The organism is Longilinea arvoryzae (assembly GCF_001050235.1).
Lineage (GTDB): Bacteria > Chloroflexota > Anaerolineae > Anaerolineales > Anaerolineaceae > Longilinea > Longilinea arvoryzae.
In genome coordinates this window covers 3,313,046-3,338,159 of record NZ_DF967972.1, presented here as the reverse complement: position 1 = coordinate 3,338,159, position 25,114 = coordinate 3,313,046, and the positions used below count along the sequence as shown (strand labels likewise).

Annotated in this window: 27 protein-coding genes, 1 other RNA gene and 1 pseudogene; 22 read left to right on the top strand and 7 right to left on the bottom strand. The window is 55.5% G+C overall.

The genetic code is table 11. The features are described from left to right. Nucleotides 1-4: 4 nt before the first annotated feature. The 4 genes from LARV_RS14895 to LARV_RS19920 are packed head-to-tail and all read left to right on the top strand — an operon-like array spanning nucleotide 5 to nucleotide 3,760. A complete protein-coding gene (locus LARV_RS14895; RefSeq protein WP_075074374.1) occupies nucleotides 5-604 on the top strand; it encodes an SCO family protein in 600 nt (199 codons plus the stop codon). 1 nt (nucleotide 605) lies between these two features. Then, nucleotides 606-1,124, top strand: a complete 519-nt coding sequence (locus LARV_RS20410; RefSeq protein WP_075074373.1) for a cupredoxin domain-containing protein — start codon at nucleotides 606-608, stop codon at nucleotides 1,122-1,124. Beyond that, nucleotides 1,121-1,915, top strand: a complete 795-nt coding sequence (locus LARV_RS20405; protein WP_075074372.1) for an SURF1 family protein — start codon at nucleotides 1,121-1,123, stop codon at nucleotides 1,913-1,915. The genes LARV_RS20410 and LARV_RS20405 overlap by 4 nt, the downstream gene beginning before the upstream one ends. A 15-nt stretch (nucleotides 1,916-1,930) precedes the next feature. Continuing rightward, nucleotides 1,931-3,760: a heme o synthase gene (locus tag LARV_RS19920; RefSeq protein ID WP_083522604.1), complete on the top strand. Its 1,830-nt coding sequence runs from the start codon at nucleotides 1,931-1,933 to the stop codon at nucleotides 3,758-3,760. A 58-nt stretch (nucleotides 3,761-3,818) separates the two neighbouring features. On the opposite strand, the gene rsfS is transcribed toward LARV_RS19920, so the two are convergent. Further along, entirely contained in the window at nucleotides 3,819-4,133 is a 315-nt protein-coding gene (rsfS, locus tag LARV_RS14875; protein ID WP_236709986.1) for a ribosome silencing factor, read from the bottom strand. 139 nt (nucleotides 4,134-4,272) lie between these two features. Then, nucleotides 4,273-4,851 (bottom strand): RNA 2',3'-cyclic phosphodiesterase, encoded by a 579-nt coding sequence (thpR, locus tag LARV_RS14870; protein WP_075074370.1) that lies wholly within the window; start codon nucleotides 4,849-4,851, stop codon nucleotides 4,273-4,275. A gap of 288 nt (nucleotides 4,852-5,139) precedes the next feature. Between thpR and ssrS the strand changes: the two genes are divergently transcribed. The 4 genes from ssrS (at nucleotide 5,140) to LARV_RS14850 (ending at nucleotide 7,932) form a co-directional block, all read left to right on the top strand. Then, nucleotides 5,140-5,316: non-coding RNA, 6S RNA (gene ssrS, locus LARV_RS14865), on the top strand. 259 nt (nucleotides 5,317-5,575) lie between these two features. Continuing rightward, nucleotides 5,576-6,322 (top strand): FHA domain-containing protein, encoded by a 747-nt coding sequence (locus LARV_RS14860; protein ID WP_075074369.1) that lies wholly within the window; start codon nucleotides 5,576-5,578, stop codon nucleotides 6,320-6,322. Nucleotides 6,323-6,421: 99 nt separating this feature from the next. Then, nucleotides 6,422-7,648 carry an AI-2E family transporter gene (locus LARV_RS14855; RefSeq protein WP_172797889.1) on the top strand — a complete coding sequence of 409 codons (1,227 nt, stop codon included), beginning with the start codon at nucleotides 6,422-6,424 and terminating at the stop codon, nucleotides 7,646-7,648. Between the two features lie 86 nt (nucleotides 7,649-7,734). After that, a complete protein-coding gene (locus LARV_RS14850; protein WP_075074367.1) occupies nucleotides 7,735-7,932 on the top strand; it encodes a hypothetical protein in 198 nt (65 codons plus the stop codon). A 92-nt stretch (nucleotides 7,933-8,024) separates the two neighbouring features. Here LARV_RS14850 and LARV_RS14845 read toward each other — a convergent pair whose 3' ends face one another. Genes LARV_RS14845 through LARV_RS14835 form a run of 3 tightly spaced genes read right to left on the bottom strand, consistent with a single transcriptional unit; the run spans nucleotide 8,025 to nucleotide 10,672 of the window. Then, complete coding sequence (locus LARV_RS14845; RefSeq protein WP_075074366.1) at nucleotides 8,025-8,864, bottom strand: DUF6159 family protein; 840 nt, start codon at nucleotides 8,862-8,864, stop codon at nucleotides 8,025-8,027. Between the two features lie 29 nt (nucleotides 8,865-8,893). Then, nucleotides 8,894-9,742, bottom strand: a complete 849-nt coding sequence (proC, locus tag LARV_RS14840; RefSeq protein WP_075074365.1) for a pyrroline-5-carboxylate reductase — start codon at nucleotides 9,740-9,742, stop codon at nucleotides 8,894-8,896. Nucleotides 9,743-9,757: 15 nt separating this feature from the next. Further along, nucleotides 9,758-10,672, bottom strand: a complete 915-nt coding sequence (locus tag LARV_RS14835) for a class I SAM-dependent methyltransferase (protein ID WP_083522602.1) — start codon at nucleotides 10,670-10,672, stop codon at nucleotides 9,758-9,760. Nucleotides 10,673-10,779: 107 nt separating this feature from the next. On the opposite strand from LARV_RS14835, the gene LARV_RS14830 reads away from it, so the two are divergent. Both LARV_RS14830 and LARV_RS14825 read left to right on the top strand, forming a co-directional pair. Then, nucleotides 10,780-11,952 (top strand): MalY/PatB family protein, encoded by a 1,173-nt coding sequence (locus LARV_RS14830; protein ID WP_075074364.1) that lies wholly within the window; start codon nucleotides 10,780-10,782, stop codon nucleotides 11,950-11,952. Nucleotides 11,953-11,956: 4 nt separating this feature from the next. Continuing rightward, entirely contained in the window at nucleotides 11,957-12,589 is a 633-nt protein-coding gene (locus LARV_RS14825; RefSeq protein ID WP_083522601.1) for a YdcF family protein, read from the top strand. Between the two features lie 51 nt (nucleotides 12,590-12,640). On the opposite strand, the gene LARV_RS14820 is transcribed toward LARV_RS14825, so the two are convergent. Beyond that, the gene (locus tag LARV_RS14820; RefSeq protein ID WP_075074362.1) at nucleotides 12,641-12,856 is read right to left on the bottom strand and encodes a cold-shock protein; all 216 of its coding nucleotides are present in this window, start codon (nucleotides 12,854-12,856) and stop codon (nucleotides 12,641-12,643) included. Between the two features lie 282 nt (nucleotides 12,857-13,138). Here LARV_RS14820 and LARV_RS14815 point away from each other — a divergent pair, with 282 nt between their 5' ends. From LARV_RS14815 to LARV_RS14800, 4 genes and pseudogenes are all read left to right on the top strand, one after another. Further along, nucleotides 13,139-14,539, top strand: a complete 1,401-nt coding sequence (locus LARV_RS14815; RefSeq protein ID WP_236709985.1) for a tetratricopeptide repeat protein — start codon at nucleotides 13,139-13,141, stop codon at nucleotides 14,537-14,539. A gap of 21 nt (nucleotides 14,540-14,560) precedes the next feature. Then, nucleotides 14,561-15,223, top strand: a complete 663-nt coding sequence (locus LARV_RS14810; RefSeq protein WP_075074360.1) for a hypothetical protein — start codon at nucleotides 14,561-14,563, stop codon at nucleotides 15,221-15,223. Nucleotides 15,224-15,265: 42 nt separating this feature from the next. After that, the gene (locus LARV_RS14805; RefSeq protein ID WP_075074359.1) at nucleotides 15,266-16,543 is read left to right on the top strand and encodes a MiaB/RimO family radical SAM methylthiotransferase; all 1,278 of its coding nucleotides are present in this window, start codon (nucleotides 15,266-15,268) and stop codon (nucleotides 16,541-16,543) included. A gap of 5 nt (nucleotides 16,544-16,548) precedes the next feature. Continuing rightward, nucleotides 16,549-17,547 (top strand): annotated as a pseudogene (locus LARV_RS14800) (zinc-dependent alcohol dehydrogenase family protein). Nucleotides 17,548-17,595: 48 nt separating this feature from the next. Here LARV_RS14800 and LARV_RS14795 read toward each other — a convergent pair. Beyond that, nucleotides 17,596-18,555 carry an L-lactate dehydrogenase gene (locus LARV_RS14795; protein ID WP_075074358.1) on the bottom strand — a complete coding sequence of 320 codons (960 nt, stop codon included), beginning with the start codon at nucleotides 18,553-18,555 and terminating at the stop codon, nucleotides 17,596-17,598. A gap of 254 nt (nucleotides 18,556-18,809) precedes the next feature. Between LARV_RS14795 and LARV_RS14790 the strand changes: the two genes are divergently transcribed. The 8 genes from LARV_RS14790 (at nucleotide 18,810) to LARV_RS14755 (ending at nucleotide 25,098) form a co-directional block, all read left to right on the top strand. Next, entirely contained in the window at nucleotides 18,810-20,753 is a 1,944-nt protein-coding gene (locus tag LARV_RS14790) for an APC family permease (protein WP_075074357.1), read from the top strand. 21 nt (nucleotides 20,754-20,774) lie between these two features. Beyond that, nucleotides 20,775-21,437 carry a potassium channel family protein gene (locus tag LARV_RS14785; RefSeq protein WP_075074356.1) on the top strand — a complete coding sequence of 221 codons (663 nt, stop codon included), beginning with the start codon at nucleotides 20,775-20,777 and terminating at the stop codon, nucleotides 21,435-21,437. A gap of 14 nt (nucleotides 21,438-21,451) precedes the next feature. Then, on the top strand, nucleotides 21,452-22,123 hold the full coding sequence (locus tag LARV_RS14780; protein WP_075074355.1) for a potassium channel family protein: 672 nt from the start codon (nucleotides 21,452-21,454) through the stop codon (nucleotides 22,121-22,123). 122 nt (nucleotides 22,124-22,245) lie between these two features. After that, nucleotides 22,246-22,419, top strand: coding sequence for a 50S ribosomal protein L34 (gene rpmH, locus LARV_RS14775; protein WP_075074354.1), 174 nt, complete (start codon nucleotides 22,246-22,248; stop codon nucleotides 22,417-22,419). Between the two features lie 89 nt (nucleotides 22,420-22,508). Next, the gene (gene rnpA / locus LARV_RS20965) at nucleotides 22,509-22,871 is read left to right on the top strand and encodes a ribonuclease P protein component (protein ID WP_075074353.1); all 363 of its coding nucleotides are present in this window, start codon (nucleotides 22,509-22,511) and stop codon (nucleotides 22,869-22,871) included. Between the two features lie 19 nt (nucleotides 22,872-22,890). Next, a complete protein-coding gene (yidD, locus tag LARV_RS14765; RefSeq protein WP_075075258.1) occupies nucleotides 22,891-23,136 on the top strand; it encodes a membrane protein insertion efficiency factor YidD in 246 nt (81 codons plus the stop codon). A gap of 44 nt (nucleotides 23,137-23,180) precedes the next feature. Further along, nucleotides 23,181-24,239 (top strand): PQQ-binding-like beta-propeller repeat protein, encoded by a 1,059-nt coding sequence (locus LARV_RS14760; protein ID WP_075074352.1) that lies wholly within the window; start codon nucleotides 23,181-23,183, stop codon nucleotides 24,237-24,239. Between the two features lie 10 nt (nucleotides 24,240-24,249). Beyond that, nucleotides 24,250-25,098: a YidC/Oxa1 family membrane protein insertase gene (locus LARV_RS14755; protein WP_075074351.1), complete on the top strand. Its 849-nt coding sequence runs from the start codon at nucleotides 24,250-24,252 to the stop codon at nucleotides 25,096-25,098. The last annotated feature ends 16 nt before the right edge of the window (nucleotides 25,099-25,114 follow it).

Sequence of the window (25,114 nt, the reverse complement as noted above, 5' to 3'; positions counted from 1 at the left end):
AAAGATGAAGCACAATCTGGCCTGGCTGGCAGCGTTTGCGCTGATTGGCATTGTCAGCGTGTGGAGCGTGGTATCCGCGCGGCCGTATACGCTGCGCGGATCGGAACTGAGTCCGGCCGGGCCTGCTCCTGAGATCGAATTGCCGCGAGCGGATGGCGGCAGCTATCAATTGAGCGCCCGCGCCGGCCGCCCGGTCATCATTTTCTTCGGCTACACCAGTTGTCCGGACGTTTGCCCGGCGACGATGGCGGTGTTCAAACAAGCGCGCGCGGATCTGGGCAGTTCAGCCGAAGGCGTGGATTTTCTGTTCATCACCGTCGATCCTCAGCGCGACACGGCTGAAAAAATGGCCGCATATCTGAAAGGTTTCGATGATGGAGTGATCGGGTTGACCGGCAACGAAAGCGAACTTTCCACCGTCTGGCAGGCCTATGGAGTCTACCGACAGATCGTACCGGGAAGCACACCGGAAACTTATTCGGTCGACCACACCAGCCGGATATACCTCATCGACAAGCAGGGCAATTTACGGGCGACCTATGCGTTTGGCACAACGGCAGAGGATATCGTGTCCGATCTCCGTTATCTGCTGCGGGAGAAATGACGTGACCCCTTTTGGCAGGGCAATCCTGTGGCGGACATTGATCTCAGTGGGGATCGCGCTGCTGTTGGGGGTGATCGTGTCGGAAGGCTCGTTTTACCTTCAGCGCACCCAACTGGATCGCAAACCGGACGAATTCGACCTGGTTGTACCGCCCGGCACGGCAGATCGCATTCAGGCCGGCCTGGCGGTGCCCAGCCTGCCCCAGGATATGACCTTCGTGGAGGGGGATGTCATTGTGGTGAAGAACGAAGATTCGGTCAGCCACCAGTTGGGCCCCATCTGGGTGCCAGCCGGATCCACCGGCCGATTGGTGTTGGAAAAACCCAACACGTATACCTTATCCTGCTCATTCCAACCCAGTCAGCGCCTTGGATTGGAGGTGCGCCCGCGTTTGACGGCCGGAATCCGTTTTCAGGGATTGCTGGCAGTGGCCGCGCCAACCAGCGTGCTGGTCTGGTTGTATCTGATCGTGATTTCACCGCTGCCTTCCGCCGCCGCAGAGGAGGGACAGCGGAAGTGAAACCGGTTGGTTTCTGGTCCGTGCGTTGGATACTGACCACTCTGCTCGCCATCGCAGGCGTAGGGGTTCTGATTCGCCTGGGCATCTGGCAGTTGGACCGCCTGGCGCAGCGGCGCGTTTTCAATGAACGGGTCACGGCGCAGCTTCAGGCCAGTGAACTGGATTTGACTCAAAACGTCGACCTGGGCAGGCAGCTCTATGATATGGAATACCGCAGCGTTGTCGTGCGCGGAGAATATGATTTCAGCCAGGAGGTTCTGCTGCGCAACCAGGATTACGGCGGGCAGCTCGGTTTTCACGTTCTGACCCCTCTGCGTATAGCCAATTCAGATCAATCCGTGCTGGTGGATCGAGGCTGGATTCCCTTCGATCAAGCTGCCCCTGAACTGCGCGCCCAATTCCAGGAGCCGGGCCAGGTGGTCGTGAGGGGCGTCATTCGCCGACCGCAGACCCACCCGGATTTCGGCGGCGTCCCCGACCCAACCCTGGCGCCCGGAGAGACCCGCCTGGATGCCTGGAACATCGTCAATCTGGACAGAATCCGGCTGCAGGTTGCCGAACCCCTTCTACCCGTTTACATCGTGCAGGGGCCGGATCCTTCCTGGAGCGGGGTGCCCGTTCGGCAAATGGTGATGCCCGAGATCAGCGAAGGGCCGCATATGGGGTATGCAATGCAATGGTTCACCTTCGCGGCGACGCTCGGGCTGGGTTATCCCTTCTTCGTACGTAAACAATTAATGCGGTCCACGAAACTGGCCGAGAATCGGGTCGCAGGAAATGAATCGATCTAAACCGGGGAGTTTATTATGGACCACTATCCATTGGTAACCGGGAAAAGAGACGTCGCCCGCAGCCGGTATTGGATTCTGTCGGCGGCCATTCTGCTATTCCTGGCGATCATCGTTGGAAATATCAATCGGGTCAGCAGCTCAGCTGCGGCCTGTCCGGATTGGCCGACCTGTTTTGGCCAGTTAACCTTCCCGTCCAATCTGGGCGGGCAAATCGCGGTGCTGCATCGCCTCCTCTCGGCGGCTGGGCTGCTGGCAACCGGATTGGCCTGGGGACTGACCCGGGCCTGGCATGCGGATCAAACCCGGTTGACCCGGCTCCTGGCAGCATCCGTTATCCTGCTGCTGGTACAAACCGTGCTCGGAGCGGGTGTGACCCTCGGAGAGGCGACTCCGGCGCTCGGCGGGCTGCACTTGATGCTGGCCCTGCTGGCCTTCTCACTCACGCTGGTCGGACTGCTGGCGGCATTCCGCCTGCCTTCAAATATGGATACCCGACCCGCACGGACGATCGCGCCGTTCAGCTGGTTGGCACTGGCGACGACGGCGGTGATCTTTGCCCTGCTGGTAAGCGGCGCGCTGCTCAGCGCTGGCGGAATCGGTTCGGCGTGCGGCGGTTGGCCTCTGTGTTCCGGCGGGCTGCCGGTCACGGGCGCCGGATGGTTGGCAATGGGGCACCGTCTGATCACCCTGGCGGCCGGTATTCTCATCACGATCCAGTTTTTTAAAGCCTGGCGCGGGCAGCGCAGTCAGCCCGTGGAACTCAACGCGGCGACCGGGGTCATGATTCTATTGCTCGGCCAGGTGCTGGTCGGGGCGTTGAAGGTCACCCGCGGGTTTCCGGCAGACCTGATTGGTTTGCATGCGGCCAGCGCGGCGGGATTGTTGGGCGTACAGGTCGTCCTGACGGCCGCGGCTGTCTTTTCAGAGCGGTCGATGGCAGACGCGCAGGCAGAGGTGGCTCTTCCCTTGGCCGCTTTCAGAACCCGGGCGTGGGATTTCTTCCTGCTGAACAAACCCATCATTGTGGCCTTGCTGCTCGTCACAACCTACGCGGGTATGGTGGTGGGACGTAAAGCGGTTCCGGGACTGGCGTTGACGGCATGGACGATGCTTGGCGGCGCGCTGGCAGCCGGCGGTTCGAGCGCCCTGAACCAATATATCGACCGCGAGCTGGATAAGAAAATGCAGCGCACGGCCAAACGTCCACTGCCAGCCGGCCGCCTGCTGCCTGCCGAAGGCCTGGCCTATGGCCTGGGCGCCTGCCTGCTTTCCTTTTTTCTGTTGGCTGGTTTTGTGAACCTTCTGGCTGCACTGCTTTCACTGACCGGAATGATCTATTACGTGCTGATCTACAGCATCTGGCTCAAACACGCCACGGTTCAAAACATCGTCATCGGCGGTGGGGCCGGCGCGATCCCACCCCTGGTGGGCTGGGCGGCAGCGACCGGCGGACTGAACGTGCCGTCCTTTTTCCTGTTCGCCCTGGTCTTCCTGTGGACCCCGGCGCATTTCTGGGCGTTGGCGCTGGTTCGCCAGAAAGATTACGCCCGCGGTGGGGTCCCGATGCTGCCGGTGGTGCGCGGCGAGCATGAGACGCGCAGGCAGATCTTCATTTACACGCTCGAACTGGTCGGCCTGACCTTGTTGATGCCGCTTTTTAAAATCACCGGAAGTGTATTCTTGATATCGGCGGGAGTCCTGGGATTGTGGCTGCTGCACGCGGCCTATCGTGTCCTTCGTTCTGGCGGGAACAAGAACGCACATCTGATGTACCGTTATTCGAGCATGTATCTGGCCTTTATCTTCCTGGCCATGATGATTGACGCGCTGTTCAGCCGGATTTAACAGAAAGGCAACCGCCGGTGGATGTGCGGTTGCCTGTCGATTGGCGTTTAAGAATCTGCTACTGCAAACGGAGCAGGGTCTTGCCCTGGCTCCATAACTCTTCGATGCGGTAATAATCGCGCTGTTGTTGCGTCAGCAGGTGGACCACGGTATCCCCGATGTCGACGACGATCCAGCCGGTTTGCGAGGAGCCCTCGATCTTGCTATTGATATCGTATTGCTGATCAATGCCTTCTGAAACTGCCTTGGCCAGTGCATCCAGCATGCGGTCGCTGGTGCCGGTAACGAAGACGAAATAATCGGTAAAACTGGAGAACTCGTGAACATCCACCAGGACAATATTTTCGCCCTTCTTATCCTCCAGGATATCCACGACGGAACGAGCAACTTCGATTGTGTTCAGATTTCACCTCATATGCCGGAATCGGTATGAATTTTGCCAATTCTAGCATAAAAAGCCGGCCGATGGCAACCTGGGGATCCCGGGATCCGCCTGGCGTTCGTGGTTGTCCTCATTCCTTCAGCGAAGCGACCAGAATGGGGGTGTACACCGCACCGCCAGGCTGCAAATCACTTCGAAAGAGGACGACAGTTTTTACATGTACGCTGACCGAAAGATTGACTTTACTCCCGGCCAGCAGGTCGCCTACCTGACGAATTTCCTCGGGGGTCGCATTGTGGGCCAGACGGCCCAGGGTGAGATGGGGCGAAAAGGGGCGATCCTCAGTAGCATAGCCCAGACGCTGAGTTTCGGTATCGATCGCGCGCTGAAGATTGAACAGCAGTGGGGGTGTTTCGACGCCCACCCAGATGACATGCGGCCGCCGGAGGGACGGGAAGGCGCCCAGGCCTTCGATTTTCAGATCAAACGGATGAACCCGACTGGCCTCGACGGCAACGATCTTCTTCAGGATTTCCAGATTGGTCGGCGAGGTATCTCCCAGGAATTTTAACGTGATGTGGATATTATTCTCCGGCACCCAACGGACCACATTGGCCGCCAGCGGTTTGAACTGTCGGATGACATCCCCCAGTTGATGTTGAACTTCGGCATTCAGGTCAATGGCAATGAAAGAACGAATAGCTGTCATGATTTCCCCTGCTGATACGGCTGGCGTTTGGATTTTTCTGCGGAAATGGTCTGGTGTGGTTCCAGGAATTTGTTCCGTCAGGCGCGCAATACGCAACGATCGAACAAAGGACAATCCGAACCTTTTTCTCAGCGCACCCCATTCGTTTTAGTAAATGGATTAGAACAAAAATTAAACCCCCGGAACAAGAATCAGTATACAACACGAAGGAGGCATGTCAAGCAAAACTTGCAGGCATCTTCGGTCCCGGGGGTACTTTTCATTTGGTTTGAAATGTGGTATAAGGGAATTGCCCTGCTGTGCTCGTGCTGCGGCAAGACCGGTTTTGAGCCAACACTTTTTAAATGGGATCCATGATCACGGTTGTGATGCGTTAGGCTTCGGCCAAGGCAGATCCCCCGTGGAGGTTCCCGGCCTGCGTTAGCAGGTTCAAAACTATGCAGCACACGACACGGCGGGGTCTTTGTTATTAAAAACTGGCGATGGCAACAATTCTGATTTCTATTGTGAGTTAAGTCACACATCTATTTTCCCGGATCGTTTACTATTTTTTAAGCCTATTTCATTGAAATTCTTGAGGGTGCCATGCGACTTCCTCTGGTGGTTGGAATCCTGGCATGGGTTGTGGTGTTGGGCGCTGTGTTTAAGGCATAGCCAACTCTACATTGACAGCCATCCTCAATATTAGTAAACTTTTATAGAGTCACCCTTAAGGAGGCAACCAATGATTGTGTACCGGTTGGTGATGCGATCTGGGCCAAACGCCGGGCAGGTATATTCTCTTGAGAAAAATGAGGTTTTTATCGGACGTGACCTGGCAAATGATATCATTGTCAACGATCCAGAAGTTTCGCGCCGCCATTTACGCTTATTCTTGCAGGGCAATCAATATTGCGCTGAGGATCTGGGTTCGACGAATGGATCCTTTGTCAATGGCCAGCGTCTGGCCGGACCGTTCAATCTTCAATCGGGTGAATTCCTGACCCTGGGGGAAAGGATTAATTTCGCCTACGAAGTCGTGGACACCGACGCGACGGTGGTATCGCTGGCGGCGCAGCCCCGCCAGGAACAGCCGCCTGTCGCCCCGGCCGCGCATATTCCGCCCCCACCTCCGCCGTTTTCGACGCCGGAGTACCAGCCGGCGCAACCCGCCAATGTGTACGAACCCGTCCTCCCACCCGATCAGGGTTCGTGGCTGGACCAGGCAGAATCGGGCAATCCGAATCTCTACCAACAACAAGCTCCTATCCCGGAGAGCGGAGATTATTCCGGCCAAATTCCGCAGCAACCGGCCGCGCCGGCGCCTTCCCTGTTCAAACGGAAGCTGCCCAATTGGGCTTTGATCACCATCATCGTGGTGGCTGCCTTGGTTTTTCTGTGTTTGATCTTTGTTGTGGTCGACGCGTTGAACCTGTACTGCAGCGTGTTTCCGAAATTGGTGAACGTTTTTGTGCCAGGATATTGCCGCTAGGAATTCGAAACGGGCAGATTTCCTGCCCGTTTCTGATAAATTATCGATAGAACGGTGTTATTGTATGGATGCATTCCGAGTCTTAATCGAGGGTGGATGATGAGCATTCCCGAACCGCAGAAACAGATATCCGAAAGTTCTTCGCCGCATTGGAACGGTACGACGAAGCTGATCATTTCATTGGTGTTGTTATTGATTGTGGTAGGCCTGGTTACCCGTTTCCGTGCATTTATCAGCCCTCTTCTGATCGCGGTGATCATTGCTTATTTGATCCATCCTCTCGCTGATCTTATCAGCAAGGGATTGCACGCCCCCTGGAGGCTTTCGGTCACCTTGCTTTATTTGATCATCATCATCCTTTTCCTGGGCGCGATTACCCTGGGCGGGATAGCCCTGGTCGAGCAGGTGCAGAACCTGATCGTCTTTATTCAAAAGCAGGTGGCCAATTTACCCAAATTAATCGATGACCTGTCTCACCAGGCCATCCTGATTGGCCCGTTTACCTTCGATCTTTCCCAATTGGATACTGCTTCGATTGGCCAACAGGTTCTGGGGTGGGTGGAGCCCATCTTGACCAAACTGGGCGGCCTGGTTGGCGCCATCGCCACCGGGGCTGTGTCCACCGTCGGCTGGGTCCTGTTTGCCTTATTGGTGTCTTATTTCGTTGTGGCCGACAGCGGCGGCATGAAAAATGGCATGATCCACCTGGAGATCCCGGGTTACCACGAAGATACGCGGATCATGGGAAGAGAATTGAACCGCATCTGGAAGGCCTTTCTGCGCAACCAGATGATCATCTTCCTGCTCACCGTGGCGATCTATAACATTCTTCTGGGTGCCCTGGGAGTCAATTACTCCTTTGGGTTGGCATTGGTGGCCGGGCTGGCGCGATTCGTGCCGTATGTCGGGCCTTTCGTCGCCTGGGTGACCTATGGAACGGTCAGCTTCTTACAGGGAACCACGATTTTTGGCTTGCAGCCCTTTGCCTATGCTCTGCTGGTGGTCGGGGTCGCCTGGTTGACGGATATCATCATGGACAATTTCGTCGTGCCGCGCATGACCGGCGACGCCCTGAACATTCATCCGGCCGCGGTGATGATTTTTGCCCTGATTGCCGCCAATCTGTTCGGGATCGTTGGCCTCCTGCTGGCGGCTCCTGTGCTGGCCACCTTCATGTTGATCCTGAACTACGCGATCCGCAAGCTGTTCGACATGGATCCCTGGGAAGGACTGAGGACCCGATCGCGGGCTCCCAATCTGCCGATCCAGCCCTTCCTGAGGAAGATCGATCGTTTCTTCCGGCGGTTCAAGAAGAACAGCGCGTGAATGTCGAAAGGTCTTCAAAGGGGTTTCTCCCCGATCCACGGTAAGTATGAGATAATAAGACCAAGCTTACGAAAAGGAGAATTCAAATGAGCAACCCGGCTGAACCCAAGACCGATACAATCGCCGAAACCGACAATTATTTGGCGTGGAAAGCGGATGAACCCGATGGCGAAACAACCTATCACCTGGAACTCAATAACGTGACCATGCACTTCTTTACTGAAGAATGGGTGGAGTTCCTCGAGCTGGCCCGCGCCCTCGTCAAAGAAGCCGACCGCCGCTAGATTGACCTCTTGCAGGATGGAATCAAAAATCGGGAACGACGTCAGTCGTTCCCGATTTTACTTATTGCGCGCGAATTTCTACAATCCTGTGATCACCTGCGTTCCACGAACGCATCCCGAATCATGCTTTCGTCGAAAAAAACGGTGCGCTCGTCGACCGCGAACTGATAGATGGCGGCTGTATAGATGCCGTTCAGCGCCGATTGCACCAGTCCGATGAGGATGAACAGCAGAACCAGGATCACCACCAGGGCAACCACCCCCATGATGAGCTTTGCGGTGATCAACAAATAGAAGATTGGCAGGCTGATCAGGATCAAACCGAAAATGATCAGGCCGAAAATGACGCCCACTCCAAAATTACCGATGATCTGCTCACCCCAGGTCTTCTTGAGCAGCGCTACGCTGCGCTGGATCGCCTGGATGGGACCGATTCCTTCGACAGCCAGGATGGGCACCACCAGAAATGTTGCGACATTCCAGGCGAAGCCAATCAGGGAGATTAGAATTCTTCCCAGTCCGCGGCTGCGTTCTGAAACCATCCGCAGCAGCATCCCCACCGTGGCGGCGATGACCGAATAGCCCAGGATGGGGCCGAAATGGCTGAATGCGATGCGAAAACCGTCACCGACGGTCGGATCGCCGCCCTTCAAGCGGATGGTGGCTGCTCCAACCAGGGCGGTATTGGCAAAGAAAATGACGAAATATTGCACGATGTAGAACAGGAACAGCACCAGGTAGTAGATGGCGGGAAACCGGTTCTGTGAAACCGAGGACAACCCGCCGCTCAGTAGGAGCGGCACGGCAAAAGTGAGGGTGACGATCAGCGTCGCAATGGAAGAAAGGATGGGAAACACCAGCAGCTCTTTATCGGCTGCAAGGACGCGCGCGCTCGCCTTGATGAGCGCCCAACTTCTGGAAAAGCGGTTCATGGTTACCTCCCTGTGAAGAGTTTGCAGATTCAGGAATTCTCTTTCAATTGCCCGGTTGGTTTATCTTTCCCAAGTTCCTGTGAACGTTCATAAGCTGCCCAGATGGCGCGTGAAATGGCTGTGCGGAATCCGGCTTTTTCGAGATAATAGATAGCCTCGGCCGAAGTCCCGCCGGGTGACGTGACCTCGTTACGCAACGCCGCCGGGTGAGCTTTCTTGCGGCGATAATAATCGACCGATCCGCTGACGGTTTGCAGGACGAGTTGCTCGGCAATGCGGCGTGGAAAACCCAGGTGAACGCCGGCGTCGATCAACGCTTCCAGAAATAGGAAAACGTAGGCCGGACCGGTGCCGGATAGGGCGGTGGCCATATCCAGGTAATTTTCTTCTTCGACGAAAATTTCCTGCCCGAGCGCGCCCAGGATCTGGCGAACGGTCTTTTTTTGTTCTTCATTGACGCTGGGGGATGGCACCCAAACGGTGATGCCCTCGCCGATCTGCCCCGGGGTGTTGGGCATCGAACGGACGATACAGGAATGGCCGAGTTGAGTGGCGATTTTCTCGATGGACGCGCCAGCGACGATGGAGATGATGAGCGCATCCGGCTGAATATGCCCGCGCAGGTTTTCCAGCACACGGTCCAGCCGCTGCGGTTTTACGGACAGGATCACCACATCCGCCTGTTCGGCGGCGGCGCGGTTGTCGGTAAACGGACGGATGCCGTACCGATCGCGGAGTTCTTCACCGCGGTCGACGCGCGGGCCGGCCGCCAGGATGTGGTCGGCCGGGGTCAACCCATCCCGGATCAAGCCGCTTAAGATCGCTTCACCCATAATTCCGTGGCCGATCAAAGCAATGGTAGGTTGAGTTGTGTCCATAAATTAATTTCACCCTTACCTGGATTTCGGATTCGAATTTGCGCTCCAACGGGCGTAAATTGCGGTGGAAAGAATACGTCCGGCGCTTTTTTCCTGCAGGGCTACTTCACCGGCGGTCACCTGGCCGTTCAAGTGATTGGTGATTTCCTGTAAAGCATAATGCAGGGTGACGCTGGACGCTTTTACAGCATACGCGGTCATCACGATGAACTGCGGTTCTTCACTGAGAATGTCCCGACAGGCGGCCAACAAATTGGGGAGCAGCTTGTAAAATTCCCACACCTCTCCCTTGGGGCCGCGGCCGAACTTCGGCGGGTCGAGGATCAAACCGTCGTATTTTGAATTGCGGCGCGCTTCGCGCTCGACGAACTTGAGCGCGTCGTCGATGATCCAGCGAATGCTGGTTTCAGAGATGCCGGAGGTTTGTTGGTTTTCGCGTGCCCAGGTCACCACTTTACGCGAGGCATCCAGGTGGGTTACGAAGGCGCCGGCGCGCGCGGCTGCCAGGCTGGCCAGGCCGGTATACCCAAACAGGTTCAACACTTTCAGCGGCCGGTCGGCGGCTTTGATCTGCTGTTCCGTCCAGTCCCACTGGCAGGCCTGCTCGGGAAAAACACCCAGGTGGCGGGATGCAGTGGTCTGGACCCAGAACTTCAATCCTTTATAACCCATCTGCCAGCGATCCGGCAGCGGCTTCAGCGCTTCCCAGTGCCCCCCGTTCTCTTCGGGAGATGGAATGAAGCGCGCGTGTATATCTCTCCACTGTTTTTCAGGCAGAGCGGGTTTCCAAACGGCCTCGGGCTCGGGACGCAGCAAACGGTAAGCGCCGTAGCGTTCCAGTTTCTGGCCGTAACCGCTATCCAGTAATTCATAATCCTGCCAATCCGGAGCCGTCAGAATCGTCAACGTGGGGATTATCGATGAAGTCATTTACATCCCTTGCCAGCCAAGTATGATTTGAGTATACCAGTTTTGAGTTCCAGGGAATATGATGGATGAAAGTATAATCTAACCACATTTATTTTTCTGAGGGTACTATGGATCCGCGTTTTGATATTTTGCCCGACCGTAAGAATACCAACAGTGTCAAATGGAGCGTTTATAAACCGGACGTGCTTCCCATGTGGGTTGCCGATATGGATTTTCGCTCACCGGAAGCAGTGCTTCGCGCGTTGCAAAAAGAAGTGGATCTGGGGGTCTTCGGTTACCCGGATGGCAGCGATGAGCTCAAGGATGTTATCGTAAAGCGCATGGCGGAGCTCTACCATTGGGTGATCCGCCCCGAAGATGTTGTGTTGATTTCCGGGGTTGTCACCGGCCTGAATATGGTGGCTCATCTGTTCTCGAAAGTCGGCGGCGAAGCCCTGGTGCAAATCCCTATTTATCCGCCGTTCCTGAGCGCGCCGGGAAACGCCGGCCTGAGCCGCGTGGACGTCGAAATGATCCACCAGCCGGATGGCAGCTATGATATCGATTTCGAGGCATTCGAAGCCGCGATCACGGATCGGACGCGCGTGTTCATGCTGTGCAATCCCCACAATCCGGTCGGTAGAGTCTACCGCAGAGACGAACTTGAACGATTGGCCGAGATTTGCCTGCGTCATAATATTCTGATCTGTTCAGATGAAATCCATTGCGATTTGATCTTTTCAGGCTACCACCATGTCCCAATCGCCACATTGCAGCCGGAAATCGCGCATAACACCATCACCCTGATGGCGCCGAGCAAGACCTACAATATTCCGGGCCTGGAATGCTCCTTCGCTGTCATTCCCAACCCCGAACTCCGCGAACGTTTCGAGAAAGCTGGAGAGGGCATGAACAGTTGGGTCAACCTGATGGGGCTGGTGGCGGGAAAAGCGGCCTATCAGGATGGCCAGGACTGGTTGAGCGATCTGATGAAGTACCTGGAAGGAAACCGGGATTTTCTTTTTGATTTCGTCAACCAGCACCTGTCAGGCGTAAGAATGGCAAAGCCGGAGGGCACTTACCTGGGGTGGCTGGACTGTAATGATGCCGGCATCCAGGGGAGCCCGTATGAATTTTTCCTGCAAAACGCGAAAGTGGCGTTGAATGATGGGAAAGCATTCGGCAGGGGCGCTGAAGGATTTGTGCGCTTGAATTTTGGCTGCCCGCGGTCGATGCTCGAGGATGCTCTGCAGCGAATGAAACAGGCTTTGGAGCAGTTGAAGCAACCGGTCCAATCCTGAGGTTATGGCAGCCCTTCATCCGATCGATCCGACCCGGAGGAGAAGAAAATACGGCTGTTGGCTGTTTGTGGCTGCCGCGCCGGTTCTGGCGTTCATCCTGCTGTGGGCGCTGGGTGGTTTTTTGGTCGTTGGTGATCGGCTCCGGCAGTCGGATGCGGTTGTGTTGTTGAGCGGCGGCGATGATGCCCGCCTGGGAGAGGCCGTGCGTATCTACCAGGCCGGTCTGGCGCAGCATTTGTTGATCACCGAAACCGGGACGATCCCGAAAGGGGGCGGTCCGCGCGCAAGCACGCTGCTTCAGCGCCAGGCGGTGACAGAGGGGGTTGCGGCGGGTGACATCTGGACGACCCTGGGCAAATCATCCAGCACGCGAGATGAAGCGGCCGCCGTGCGCGAATTTTGCGAGCGCGAAGGGTTGGATTCGATCGTCGTCGTTACCGACCCGTATCACACGCGCCGCACGCAATGGATCTTTCAGACTGTCTTTTCTGGCAGCAGTACGCGGGTTTCGATTCGCCCGGTCCGCGATCATTGGTACCGGTCCATGACCTGGTTCTTCCATCCACGGGGCTGGCAGGTTACCTTGAGCGAATATGCCAAGCTGGCCGCGATGATGTTTGGAATTCAGGGCGATTAAATACAATCCCCCGCCGGATGGCGGGGGATTGAAATGTGCGTGTGAGCGGAACTACTCTTCTACGGGAGTTACGTTCGCAGCCTGCAGGCCCTTGGGACCCTTCTCGACAGAGAATTCGACCTTCTGGCCTTCTTTTAATTGGCGATAGCCCTGCATTTCGATAGCGGAGAAGTGAACGAAAACATCCTCGCCGTCTTCGCGGCCAATGAAACCATAACCCTTAGCGGGGTTGAACCACTTAACGGTCCCAACGAAACGTTCTGACATGCTTGCTTTACTCCATCTAAATATTGTTTGAGAAAAAATTAGACGCCCGTTCGCCCAAAGTTTAAAATAGAGCGAGATTCAGTGGGGGCAATCCGATGCGTCTTTCCAACAGGCTGAAGGTTATCATGATTTAAATTGGCTGTCAAGATGGTCTATTTCGTTGTTAACGGATGTGCAAATTCGTTTTCCTGCGCATAGCCAAATTGAATCAAAGGAAGCAGGAAACCAATTCAAAGGCGGCTTTATAATAACCGTATGCGCCAAATTCGATTCGTAGGCTTGATGATCCTATTTCTCCTGTTTCTATCGGGGCTGACAACATCGACTCCTCGATCCTGGCAGGCGGAAGCCACCCGGTTACTGGGGCAGGCGAATCTGGCGCAATTCCAAAACCAACCCGAAGAAGCCATCCAGGCTTTGCGGCAATTGCTCGAGCTTCAGCCCTGGCGCACGGATCTGTATGAAGGAATCGGCAAACTTCAAATCGAAACCGGAAATCGCGACGCAGCCATATCCGCCTACCAGGAAGCCTACCATGCAAAAGCGCTCGATTCAGAGGGCGTCCTCCGGCTGGCGCAGCTTCAAAGCGAAACTGGCAATTCGTCTCAGGCGCGTGATTTGGTGGGCGAGTTATTGACCTCAAAAGAGCTCGATGATGCGACCTTTTCCCAGGTCGTGGTTCTACTGAAAAAAATAGCCGATCCGGAAGAGATTCTGGCGCGAATGGACGCCTGGTTGGAGAAAGATCCGACCAACGCCCGCGCGCTTTACATCAAGGGCGTTTACCTGGCGCCGATAAATTCCGCGCAGGCCGTGATCGCGTTGGAACAGGCCGGCCGGAAAGACGAGCGCGTTCAGGCATCCGCCGCTCGATTGCTCGAAAGCCTCGACGCGGCCGCGCAAAAGGAAACGACCGGCCTGGCAGAATTGGAAATCGGGCAGGGCCTGGTTGAAATGGGAGAGTGGCAGGCTGCAGAAATGGCATTCCAGAAGGCAGTCGATGCGCAACCCGACATGGCGGACGCCTGGGCATTTTTGGCGGAAGCAAAACAGAATCAGGGAAAATCGGCCGAAATGGAGATCGAACACGCTTTGGCTCTGGCGCCGGGTTCGAATACCGTGCAGGCGCTGGCGGCGTTTTATTACCGGCGGCTTGGAAAGCCCGAAATCGCCTTGATTTATCTGCACGCGGCGGCCGCTCAGGAACCCGATTCTACCTACTGGCAGGTCGAGCTGGGCAAGACGCTCTGCGAACTCAATGATTATCAGGATGCCCTGCCGTATTTTGACAGGGCCACCGAACTCGAACCGAAGAACGCCCAGAACTGGGTGGAATTGGCCCGCTTCAGCCTGAATTACGGCATCGAACCCGCCAGGCTTGGATTGCCCGCCGCGCGCCAGGCAGTCCTGCTGGCGCCGAAAGACCCTCAGGCCCTGGATATTTTGGGGGCTTTATTCTTAACACAAAATGATCTGGCCAGCGCGGAACGTTTCTTGCAACAATCCCTCCAGCAGGACGCCGATAACTCGGAAGCGCAATTGCATCTTGGACAGGTGTACCTCGCATCCGGAAATTTGGAAGCTGCCCGGCCTTATCTGGATGAGGCGCTGCGTTCATCCCCTGAAACCGCAGTGGGCAGGTTGGCCGAACGGCTTATCCGGCAATATTATCCGCTTCAATAATCGAATGCAGGAGGGTAGTGCATGCGGCGGTTGGCAGGTACGATCCTGACGGTACTCATTTTGATCATTTTCCTGACGGGCTGTTCGTTTAATGACGTTGTGGAACAGATCTTTGGCGGCCAGAAATCCGATAACGTTCTGATGGTCGATAACTTCACCGATCCAATGAGCGGTTGGAAGGTTTGGGTGGGCGAGGATGGATCCTCCATCGATTATACGGATGGAGCCTTGCGCATCTTCGTAAATAAATCACAGTTCGATTACTGGTCGGTAGCCGGTAAGAACTACGATAACGTGCATCTCGAGTCGGATATCAAAAAGGGAGCTGGCCCGGACGATAACGATTACGGTTTAATTTGCCGCTACCAGGACGAGAATAATTTCTACGCCTTCGTGATCAGTTCGGATGGATACGCCGGCATCATCAAGGTGAAAAACGGGGAATATCAGGTCCTCAGTGGGGATATGCTTCAATATTCCGAAGCGATTCACCGCGGCAGCGATAAGAACCGCTTGCAGGCGATTTGCAACGGTTCCATTTTGACTTTTTCTGTCAACGGAATCAAGCTGTTCGAAGTGACGGATGAAGATTTCACCTCCGGCGACGTGGGCGTAATCGCCGGGGCTTATGATACCGCTGGCGTTGAAGTGTTCTTCGATAATTTTGCAGCGCTGAAACCGTAATCGATTTTCATTCGACCGCATAAACGGGTAAAATAGCGGGGTATGAAAGTCTACCTCGATACGATTGGATGTCGCCTTAACCAAAGCGAGATCGAACAGTTCGCCCGCCAATTCCGGTCCGCCGGGCATGAAATTGTCGATTCGGCGGGCAAGGCGGATGTTGTGGTGGTGAATACCTGCACCGTGACCTCGCAGGCCGCATCCGATTCTCGCCAGAAGATTCGCCAGGCCGCGCGCGCCGGGAAGGCAGAAATTCTGGTCACCGGCTGCTGGTCGACCCTCGAACCGCAGGCGGCGCTGGCGCTGCCAGGCGTCCGCCGGCTGGTACCCAACGATGACAAAGACCACCTGGTGTCTGGCTATTTGAATTTGCCCGAAGAGCGTTTCGATCTCGAACCGCTGGCACGCGAACCCTTGCCCGGACTGCACCTGCGCACGCGGGCTTTCCTTAAAGTACAGGATGGCTGTGATAATCACTGCACGTACTGCATCACGCGCATCGCCCGCGGCGCGGGCCGCAGCGTGCCGGTTTCGCAGGTCATCGCTGAAGTCCAGGCGGCCCAGGAAGGCGGCGTCAATGAAGTGGTGCTTTCCGGGGTGCATCTGGGCTCGTGGGGAAGCGATTTTCCGAAACCGGTGCATCTTTATCACTTGATCGAAGCGATTTTAAAGGAAACCGATGTTCCACGGCTGCGCCTGTCCTCGCTGGAACCCTGGGATTTACACGAAGAATTCTTCGGCCTGTGGGAGAATCCCCGCATGTGCCGGCATTTGCACTTACCCCTCCAGTCCGGATCGGCCGCCACTTTGCAGCGCATGGCGCGCAAGACGACCCCCGAAAGTTTCAGCCGTCTGGTCGAATTGGCGCGCAGGGCCGCCCCGGAAATGGCGATCACGACCGATTTAATCGCCGGATTTCCTGGTGAGACCGGACCGGAGTTCGAAGAAGGGCTGCGCTTTGTCGAGCAGATGCAGTTCGCCGGCGGGCACGTCTTTGCCTATTCGGAACGCCCCGGAACGCCGGCTGTACGTTTACCCAACGCCGTGCCATATGCGGAACGCAGGGAACGCGGCGCCAGGCTGCGGGAGGCCATTGCCCGCAGCAATCTGGCATTCCGCAAGAACCAACTGGGGAAAGAAGTGACCGTCCTGTGGGAATCGACCGATTCGACCGGACCACAGGGGTGGCGGCTGCACGGGCTGACTGACCATTACCTCAAGGTCAGGGCCTATTCGCCGGAACGCCTTTGGAACCGGTTTGATCGCGTTCGCCTGACGGAATTGACCGAAGACGGTCTGTTGGGAGTCATCCAGGAGTAAGGTCCATGCGCGCGATGCAATTGAACGCCTCGGGTCCGGCAGAGAGCCTGCCCCTACGACTGCAGGAGGTCGAAATCCCTGAACCGGGTGAAAACCAGGTTCTGATTCAGGTGCGCTGTTGCGGCGTCTGCCATACCGATTTGCACCTGGTGGAAGGCGAACTGATCCCGCCGCAGTATCCGCTCACTCCGGGCCATCAGGTGGTCGGACTCGTGGTCAAGGCCGGCGCGGGCGTCGAAAAATCGTTCCTGGGCCAGCGCGTGGGAGTCTACTGGCTGCATTCAGCTTGCGGGCATTGTGAATGCTGCCGGCGCGGATTGGAAAACTTATGTCCAACGGCCCTGTTTACCGGCTATCAAGTCCCGGGTGGATATGCTGATTTCCTGTTGGCCGACGCGCGGTTTATGGTGCCCATCCCGGACAATATGATCGACGAACAGGCGGCTCCGCTGCTATGCGCCGGTATCATCGGATATCGAGCGTTGAAATTGAGTGACCTGAAACCCGGAGAGCGGCTTGGACTGTTTGGGTTTGGGGCCAGCGCGCACCTGGCTCTGCAGGTGGCCCGGCACTGGAAATGTGAAGTGAGCGTTTTCACACGTTCAAAGGCTCACCAGCAGCACGCATTGGAACTTGGGGCAGGTTGGGTTGGTACCGCCGAACAGACCCCACCCAATCTACTGGATCGGGCCATCCTTTTCGCGCCGGCCGGAGAACTGGTTCCGCAGGCATTGAGGGCCGTGCGCCCGGGCGGAACGGTCGCCATCAACGCGGTCCATATGAGCCCCATTCCGGCGCTGCCCTACGCATTGATCTATGGAGAACGCACCCTGCGTTCGGTGGCCAATGTCACCCGCTAGGATGCCGCCGAATTCATGACCCTGGCGCAGGCGATTGACATTCACTCAACAGTGCAGAACTACGATCTGGCGGATGCGAACCGGGCCCTGATCGATTTGAAACACAGCCGGTTCAACGGCGAAGCGGTGTTACGAATTTCGTAGATAAGAAAAGCAGAGCCAAAGCTCTGCTTGGTGTTCAAGACGGCTACCCTAATCCAGTTTCAAATGATGGATGGTGTTTTTCAATACTTCGGCTGATTTCTTCAAGCCGTCCAATTCCTCGGTATCCAGTTCCAATTGAATGACGCGTTCCACGCCGCCGCCGTCGATCACGGTGGGCAGGCTGAAACAGACGTCGCTGATGCCGTAATAATTCTGAATACGGCTTGACACGGACATCACTGTGCTCTGGTCGCGGACGATGGCTTCGACCAGGCGCGTCAACCCGCTGGCAATGGCATAGAAAGTGGCGCCCTTGCGTTCGATGATGTGATAGGCGGCGTCCCGGGTCTGTTGGAAGATGTCGGTCAGCGTTTCCGGGGTGCAGTGCATGCCGTTTGCGGCGCAATATACCGGCAGGCGCATTCCGGCCAGGTTGGCCAGCGACCAGACCGGCACTTCGCTGTCGCCGTGCTCACCGATGATAAAGGCGTGCACCGAGCGTGGATCGACCCCGAAATGCTGACTGAGCAGGTATCTGAAGCGTGCCGTATCCAAAATGGTCCCCGAACCAATCACCCGCTCGAAGGGCAGACCTGAGAATTTCTGTGAAGCGAAAGTTAATACATCCACCGGGTTGGTGGCAATCACCAGAATCCCGTCCGGGTTATTCCGAACGATATTGGGTATGATCTGTCGGAAAATTTCCGTATTTCGCGCCGCCAGATCCAGGCGCGTTTCTCCCGGGCGCTGCGCGCTGCCGGCAGTCACCACCGTTACCGCCGCCCCGGCGCAATCTTCATAACCGCCCGCCAAAACTCGAGTAGGAGGTCCGAGCGGTACGGCATGCATCAGATCCATGGCCTCGCCTTCCGCTTTGGCCTGATTGGCATCGATCAGGACGATTTCGCTGGAGAGGCCGCTCAGCAATAAAGCATAAGCAAATGTGGCGCCAACATTTCCAGCGCCAATGATGGCCACACGGGTAGGGTGACCGTGTATGTGAGTCATGAAATCCTCCTTTATAGAAATACTGATTTTCATTATACGCGATCCGGCACGATATCCATATTTGCTGGATTATTTTTGACTATAATGGAGGGTACCGGATCGGTCGTTCCCCGGTTTTGTTATCCACGCATCTTTCATTCAAAGGAAAGGGTCAATGGATAATCCTTGACCCTGGGATGGATCATCAGTATAATCCATCGCCTTGTCTCAATATTTTCTTGGATGGCAGCATCACCGTATTGATGTGAGAATGCATGAATATTGAAGATCACAATGGGACGACCGTCGTACGCAGGGTGGGGGACTATAAACCTAAACCGTCCTTCAGCACCTGGCTTGTCGGCAGACCCCTGCAAACGGCGGATTCAGCTCAGCAAACGATTGGAAAGTTCATCGGTCTGGCTGTCTTTTCTTCGGATGCGATGTCGTCGGTTGCCTATGCGCCGCAGGAAATGCTGATCGTTCTGGCGGCAGCCGGCGTGGCCGGTTATGGCATCTCCATTCCGCTGGCCATCGCCATCGTGATCCTGCTGGCCATTCTCACGTTATCTTACGAACAAACCATCCACACCTACCAAAATGGGGGCGGCGCGTATATCGTATCCCGCGATAATTTGGGAGAGATTCCTGCGCTGGTTGCCGCAGCAGCCCTGTTAACCGATTACGCACTGACCGTGGCCGTATCGATTTCGTCCGGTGTGGCCCAACTGGTTTCCGCTGCGCCCGTCCTGGTTCCTTATCGGGTGCTGCTGGCAGTGGCAATGGTGATCTTTATCATGGTTGTCAATTTGCGCGGCATAAAGGAATCGGGCAGCGCGTTCGCCATCCCTTCCTATTTCTTCATTATCATGATGGTTTTGACGGTCGGCGTAGGCCTGGTCCGGTATTTGGCGCTGGGATCGCTGGGTCATGTGATCGATCCGCCTCAGGATCTGGCGTTCGATATTGTTCAACCGGTCACCATTTTCTTGATTCTCAGAGCTTTTTCAAGCGGCACGACAGCCCTGACCGGGGTGGAAGCCATTTCCAACGGTATCACAGCCTTCAAGGAGCCGCGCGCCAAGAATGCCGGCGCCACTTTAATCATGATGGCCTGCATCCTCGGCTCCTTGATGTTGGGGATCACATTCCTCTCCCATCAGGTGGGCGTGATGCCTTCCGAAGAGGAGACGGTCATCTCGCAGTTGGCGCGGACGGTTTTCGATAGCCGCGGAGTTTTCTATCTGGCGGCAATTACTTCGACAACGGTCATTTTGATGATGGCCGCCAACACGGCTTTCGCCGGTTTCCCCTGGTTGGCCGCCCTGACCGCGGCGGATGGCTATTTGCCGCGACAGCTTACCTACCGCGGCAGCCGCCTGGTTTATTCACGCGGCATCGCCATGCTGGCCGGGGTCGCGGTGTTGTTGATCATCATCTTCCAGGCCAATGTCACCCGCCTGATCCCGCTGTATGCGATTGGTGTGTTCCTCTCGTTCACGTTATCCCAATCCGGTATGGCGTACCGCTGGTACAAATCCGGAAGGTTGAAGCCCGGCGAGGAAGTTGCCGAGCGCGGCTCCAAACTGCACCACGACCCGCATTGGTGGGTCAAAATGGTCATCAACGGCCTGGGCGCATCGGTTACGCTGGTGGTAACGCTGGTATTCGCCATCACCAAATTCGTCAGCGGCGCGTATATCGTGATTAGCCTGATTCCGGTGTTGGTGTTGATCTTCCTGGCCATCCACCGCCATTACCGATCGGTGGCGAAGGTCCTCTCGTTGGATCATTATGGCGCGCCTCCTCAAATCTCGCGTAATCGCGTCATTCTAACCGTCGCCGGCGTTCATCGCGGCACCCTGGCGGCGCTGCGCTACGCGCGCACGCTGTCGAACGATATTACCGCCGTCCACGTTTCCATCGATCCCGTGGAAGCTGAAAAGATCAAACAAAAATGGGAAACCTGGGGGGACGGCATTCGTCTGGTGATTCTGGATTCGCCTTACCGGTTGTTCCTGGAGCCTTTGCTGGAATATATCGATGATATCGATTCGCAGCGCCAGATGAATGATATTATTACGGTGGTGGTGCCCCAGTTCGTCACCCCCAACCTGGTGACCAACGTATTGCACATGCGAACGGCGGATACGTTACGAAATGTCCTGTTAAATCGAAAGGGAATTGTGATCAACGAAATTCCCTATCATCTGGATTGATTTTTGTAAACGAGGTAATCAATGAAGATCATTGTCGTTGGATGCGGAAGATTGGGAGCTGAACTGGCTTACCGACTCTACCAGCGCGGACACGACGTTGCGGTTATCGATGCCAGCACGACCGCGTTCAATCATCTGCCCGCCGATTTCCAGGGCCGTTTTTATGAGGGCGATACGCTCAGTTACGATGTGCTGCATCGGGCCGGCATCGAGCATTGCGACGCGCTGGCAGCCGTGACCAATTCGGATGCGCTTAACCTGGTGATTGCGAACACCGCCAAGACAGCCTTTAATGTGAAAAACGTGGTGGCGCGCAATTATGACCCGAATTGTCGGGAGCTGTATGAGGCTTTCAATATTCAAGTCATCAGCGCGACCGGTTGGGCAGCCCAACGTTTGGAAGAGATGATTTACCACTCCGAAATTCGGACCGTATTTTCAGCAGGCAATGGCGAAGTTGAAATTTACGAGTTGAAAGTACCGGCTGATTTGCAAGGAACGACACTGCAAAGCCTGCTGGAGGGCACTGAGACCGTACCTGTATCGCTCACCCGGGCCGGTGCATCTGTGCTGGCAACATCGGATATGGTTTTACAGGAAAATGACATCGTTCATATCAGCGCAACTCTGGATGGGATTACCGCGCTGCGCCAGAAGGTTCGCAAATCGCGCGCCGAAGAGTAGAGAGGGAGTAAACCATGTATGTTTTAATTGCGGGTGGCGGCCGAACTGGAACACAACTGGCGCGCCTGTTGATCAAGCAGGAACACGAAGTCCATATCATCGAGAGTCGCAAAGATGTCCTCGGCCGGCTGCACCGCGAATTGCCGACGGAGATCATCTTCGAAGGCAATCCGGTGGATCCGCTCGTGCTCGAACAGGCCGGAATCGAACATGCCAATGTACTGGCAGCCTGCACGACCAGCGATGAGATCAACCTGGTATTGTGTTATCTGGCGCGCAATCGCTATCATACCAAACGGACGATCGCCCGGGTGAATAATCCACGCGATGCGTGGCTTTTCGATCAGAAGTTCGATGTGGACGTGGCTGTCAATCAGGCGGATATCCTTTCCAACCTGATTCAGGAAGAGATGTCGATGGGCGACATGATGACCCTGTTAAAGCTGCGCCGTGGTAATTATTCTCTGGTGGAAGAGAAGATCCCGGATCAGGCTCGCGCAATCGGCAAAATGATCAAAGACCTAAGCCTGCCGGAACGGTGTGTGATCGCCACCATTATTCGAAAAGGCGAGGTGATCGTTCCAAGGGGTATTACGGTGATTGAAGCGGGAGACGAAATTTTGGCCATTACCGACCCCGAAGGGGCGGCCGAGTTGGCTGAATTATTCACCCCTGATAAAATTTAACCCGGGAATCTTTTTTCCCGGATGAATTTGTGGCTCAGTTGTTTGACCCTTTGCCATGAATACGGTATAATTCCAATTCGGCATTTTGCCCGAACTCTAATGGATGTTGAAAGGAAAGCGTAATGTCTACCAAGCGGACATATCAACCGAAGATCCATCGCCGCCTGCGCGTGCACGGCTTTCGTTCTCGCATGGCTACGGCCGATGGCCGCGAAGTCCTGAAGCGCCGCCGCGCCAAAGGTCGTCACAAATTGACCGTCAGCATGAACAATCACGTCAAACGGATTCAGTGGTAGGGAAACGCCTGGTCTTACCAGGAGAACAACACTGGTTGGGCCAGGGACGAAGGATCGGCCGCGATTTACAAACGTGGGCTGGTAAATGAGTGAGAAGAAGGTTTCGATTATCCCGGTCAACCGATTTCAAGCGGGTGCGGCGTATAGGCAAGTCTTATGCGCACCCGCTTGTTGTGTTGGTAGTCGACCCGAATCCGGAGGGCGGACTGCGCATCGGCGTATCTGCAGGCCGGACCGTTGGCAATGCTGTCTTGCGGAATCGGGCAAAACGACGCTTACGAGCAGCGATCGATGGTCTGCTCCCAACTCTGAAACCTGGAAAAGACCTGATCTTCTTGGCGCGGTCAGCCATCTCAACCGCCAGTTATATCGAAATTCAGGCGGCCTCGAAAAAGTTGCTGGAACGCGCTGGTTTATTGCAGCAAGGCAAGGGCTCAGATGATCGTCCGTGAACATCCCAATGAGCCGCGGTTGCGCGATTTACCCTTCACACTTCGAAATTTCCCGCGCTGGATTCTACTGCTCTTGATCCGGTTGTATCAGTTGACCATTGCACGAACGCTTCCACCGGACACCTGCCGGTTCTATCCCACCTGTTCCCATTATGGCTACCAGGCGATTTACAAACACGGCGCCATCCGGGGAACGTGGTTGGCAATCAGCCGGTTGGTACGGTGCAACCCGTTTAACGCCGGTGGTTATGACCCTGTGCCATAATCGGGCCCCGGTTCCCGACGGGATTTTTTCCCCAATGAGAATCCATGAAAGCTAAGTACACTTCATTGCTATTTGTGCTGGTGATCGCAGCCATGCTGCTCACCGCATGCGGGGGCGCAATCCCTGCTAATTCTTTTCCCGGCGTTTCTACCAGCGGTGATGTAGCTTATCTGGCCAATTCAGGCCAGGTTTTCGCCATTCGCCTGGCTGATGGCGTCCTGGATTGGAAATATCCTGCTGAAAAAGCCGAAGCTGGCCGGTATTATTTCGCCGCACCGGTAATCGCTGGCGATCGTTTGCTGGCCGGAGACTACTCGACGACGCTGCACGGCCTGGATCCAAAACTCGGGATACAGCAATGGTCTTTCGATCAGGCCGGGCGTTGGGTGGCCAGTCCGTTGGTCGTTGGGGATGTCATCATTGCTCCGAATGCCAATAAGACCGTCTACGGCTTCGACCTGACCGGTAAACAGCTCTGGAAATTTGGTTCCACGGATGCATTTTGGGCGCAGCCGGCCAGCGATGGAAAGCTCGCATTCGTCGCCGGCATGGATCACTGGCTCTATGCGATCGATCCGGCGGATGGAAGTCTGCAATGGAAGACCGATCTGAATGGCGCGATGGTTTATCCGGCAGCCGTTGGGGATGGCGTGCTTTATCAGGCGACCATTGCCAATGAATTGGTTGCGCTCAATTCCGAAACGGGTGAAATCCTCTGGCGTTTTAAGACCGATAACGCGGTCTGGATGACGCCTATCCTTCGTGAGGGTCTGATCTATCTGGGGGATGTCAAGGGGAATGTGTACGCGGTGGACGTTGCGACCGGGACGCAGAAATGGAAGCAGACGTTGGAGAATGATGTCCTGGTTGGAACACCGGCACTGTTGGACACCAGCCTCGTGTTTTCATCCGAAACGGGCAATATTATTTCAGTTGATTTCAACGGCGTCCAACAATGGACTCGAACCGTCGAAGGTAAACTTTATTCCGGCGTTGTTCTGGCCGGTGATACGATGTTGGTGGGCGTGACCAAAGGCAAGGTCACCCTGGTTGCTTTTGACCTGAACGGCAACCAAAAATGGTCGTATCCACCCCAGGAATAGGTAGGAAATTATGTGGGATGCACTGATTATCACCCCTTTCATCAATGCTTTGCTGTTCATCTATAATCTGGTAGGGAACTTCGGCATTGCGATCATCCTGTTTACCATCCTGATTCGCCTGGTCACCCATCCCTTGATGGCAAGGCAGATCAAGGGCAGCAAGGCGATGACGACCCTGCAGCAGGATCCGCGCTATGTCGAGATCATGACAAAATACAAGGATGACAAGGAAAAACAGGCCGTCGAGCAGCAGAAATTGATGAAGGAATTGGGAATTAACCCGTTTTCCTCCTGTTTGCCCACCCTGATCCAATTCCCGATCATCATTGGCCTCTACCAGGCTGTGATCCAGGCCATGGCTGCGACCCCGCTCGAAATGATGAACCTGACGCGGCATATTTACCCCAGCCTGCTCAAAGTTTCGGCGTTGATTCCACTCAACAGCCATTTCCTGTGGATGGAATTGGGCCAACCGGAGCGCTTGAATATTCCCGGCATTCCCTTTGGAATTCCGATCCTGGCGGTTGTGGTTGCCGCAAGCACCTACCTGCAGTCCAAGTTGATGACGCCGGCGCAAACCGCCAACCCGAGCGATCCCAACAACCAGGCTGCCATGATGACCCGGATGATGAACCTGTACATGCCTTTCCTGATGGGATACATGGCTTTGACGCTGGCATCCGGCCTGGCGGTCTACTTCCTCGTATCGAACCTGATCGGTATTGCCCAGTATGCGTTGTTGGGACAACTGAATATCAAAAACCTTCTGCCGGGGAAGAAGGAAGAACCCCCAAAAATGGTAAGTTATAAACCGGTGAGCAAGAAACCGGTAACGAATAAACCCAAAGGCAAGAAATAGACTCTACGATCATCGA

Excerpts from the sequence above, each read along its gene's own strand:
- LARV_RS14795 (WP_075074358.1), bottom strand. The coding sequence starts at position 18,555 with ATGACTCACATACACGGTCACCCTACCCGTGTGGCCATCATTGGCGCT.
- LARV_RS14760 (WP_075074352.1), top strand. The coding sequence starts at position 23,181 with ATGAAAGCTAAGTACACTTCATTGCTATTTGTGCTGGTGATCGCAGCC.
- LARV_RS14755 (WP_075074351.1), top strand. The coding sequence starts at position 24,250 with ATGTGGGATGCACTGATTATCACCCCTTTCATCAATGCTTTGCTGTTC.
- LARV_RS14785 (WP_075074356.1), top strand. The coding sequence starts at position 20,775 with ATGAAGATCATTGTCGTTGGATGCGGAAGATTGGGAGCTGAACTGGCT.
- LARV_RS14805 (WP_075074359.1), top strand. The coding sequence starts at position 15,266 with ATGAAAGTCTACCTCGATACGATTGGATGTCGCCTTAACCAAAGCGAG.
- proC (WP_075074365.1), bottom strand. The coding sequence starts at position 9,742 with ATGGACACAACTCAACCTACCATTGCTTTGATCGGCCACGGAATTATG.
- LARV_RS14825 (WP_083522601.1), top strand. The coding sequence starts at position 11,957 with ATGGCAGCCCTTCATCCGATCGATCCGACCCGGAGGAGAAGAAAATAC.
- LARV_RS14850 (WP_075074367.1), top strand. The coding sequence starts at position 7,735 with ATGAGCAACCCGGCTGAACCCAAGACCGATACAATCGCCGAAACCGAC.
- LARV_RS14830 (WP_075074364.1), top strand. The coding sequence starts at position 10,780 with ATGGATCCGCGTTTTGATATTTTGCCCGACCGTAAGAATACCAACAGT.
- LARV_RS14895 (WP_075074374.1), top strand. The coding sequence starts at position 5 with ATGAAGCACAATCTGGCCTGGCTGGCAGCGTTTGCGCTGATTGGCATT.
- LARV_RS14810 (WP_075074360.1), top strand. The coding sequence starts at position 14,561 with ATGCGGCGGTTGGCAGGTACGATCCTGACGGTACTCATTTTGATCATT.
- LARV_RS14845 (WP_075074366.1), bottom strand. The coding sequence starts at position 8,864 with ATGAACCGCTTTTCCAGAAGTTGGGCGCTCATCAAGGCGAGCGCGCGC.
- LARV_RS14835 (WP_083522602.1), bottom strand. The coding sequence starts at position 10,672 with ATGACTTCATCGATAATCCCCACGTTGACGATTCTGACGGCTCCGGAT.
- thpR (WP_075074370.1), bottom strand. The coding sequence starts at position 4,851 with ATGACAGCTATTCGTTCTTTCATTGCCATTGACCTGAATGCCGAAGTT.
- LARV_RS14860 (WP_075074369.1), top strand. The coding sequence starts at position 5,576 with ATGATTGTGTACCGGTTGGTGATGCGATCTGGGCCAAACGCCGGGCAG.
- LARV_RS14780 (WP_075074355.1), top strand. The coding sequence starts at position 21,452 with ATGTATGTTTTAATTGCGGGTGGCGGCCGAACTGGAACACAACTGGCG.
- LARV_RS14820 (WP_075074362.1), bottom strand. The coding sequence starts at position 12,856 with ATGTCAGAACGTTTCGTTGGGACCGTTAAGTGGTTCAACCCCGCTAAG.
- rpmH (WP_075074354.1), top strand. The coding sequence starts at position 22,246 with ATGTCTACCAAGCGGACATATCAACCGAAGATCCATCGCCGCCTGCGC.
- LARV_RS19920 (WP_083522604.1), top strand. The coding sequence starts at position 1,931 with ATGGACCACTATCCATTGGTAACCGGGAAAAGAGACGTCGCCCGCAGC.
- LARV_RS14790 (WP_075074357.1), top strand. The coding sequence starts at position 18,810 with ATGAATATTGAAGATCACAATGGGACGACCGTCGTACGCAGGGTGGGG.
- LARV_RS14815 (WP_236709985.1), top strand. The coding sequence starts at position 13,139 with ATGATCCTATTTCTCCTGTTTCTATCGGGGCTGACAACATCGACTCCT.
- LARV_RS14855 (WP_172797889.1), top strand. The coding sequence starts at position 6,422 with ATGAGCATTCCCGAACCGCAGAAACAGATATCCGAAAGTTCTTCGCCG.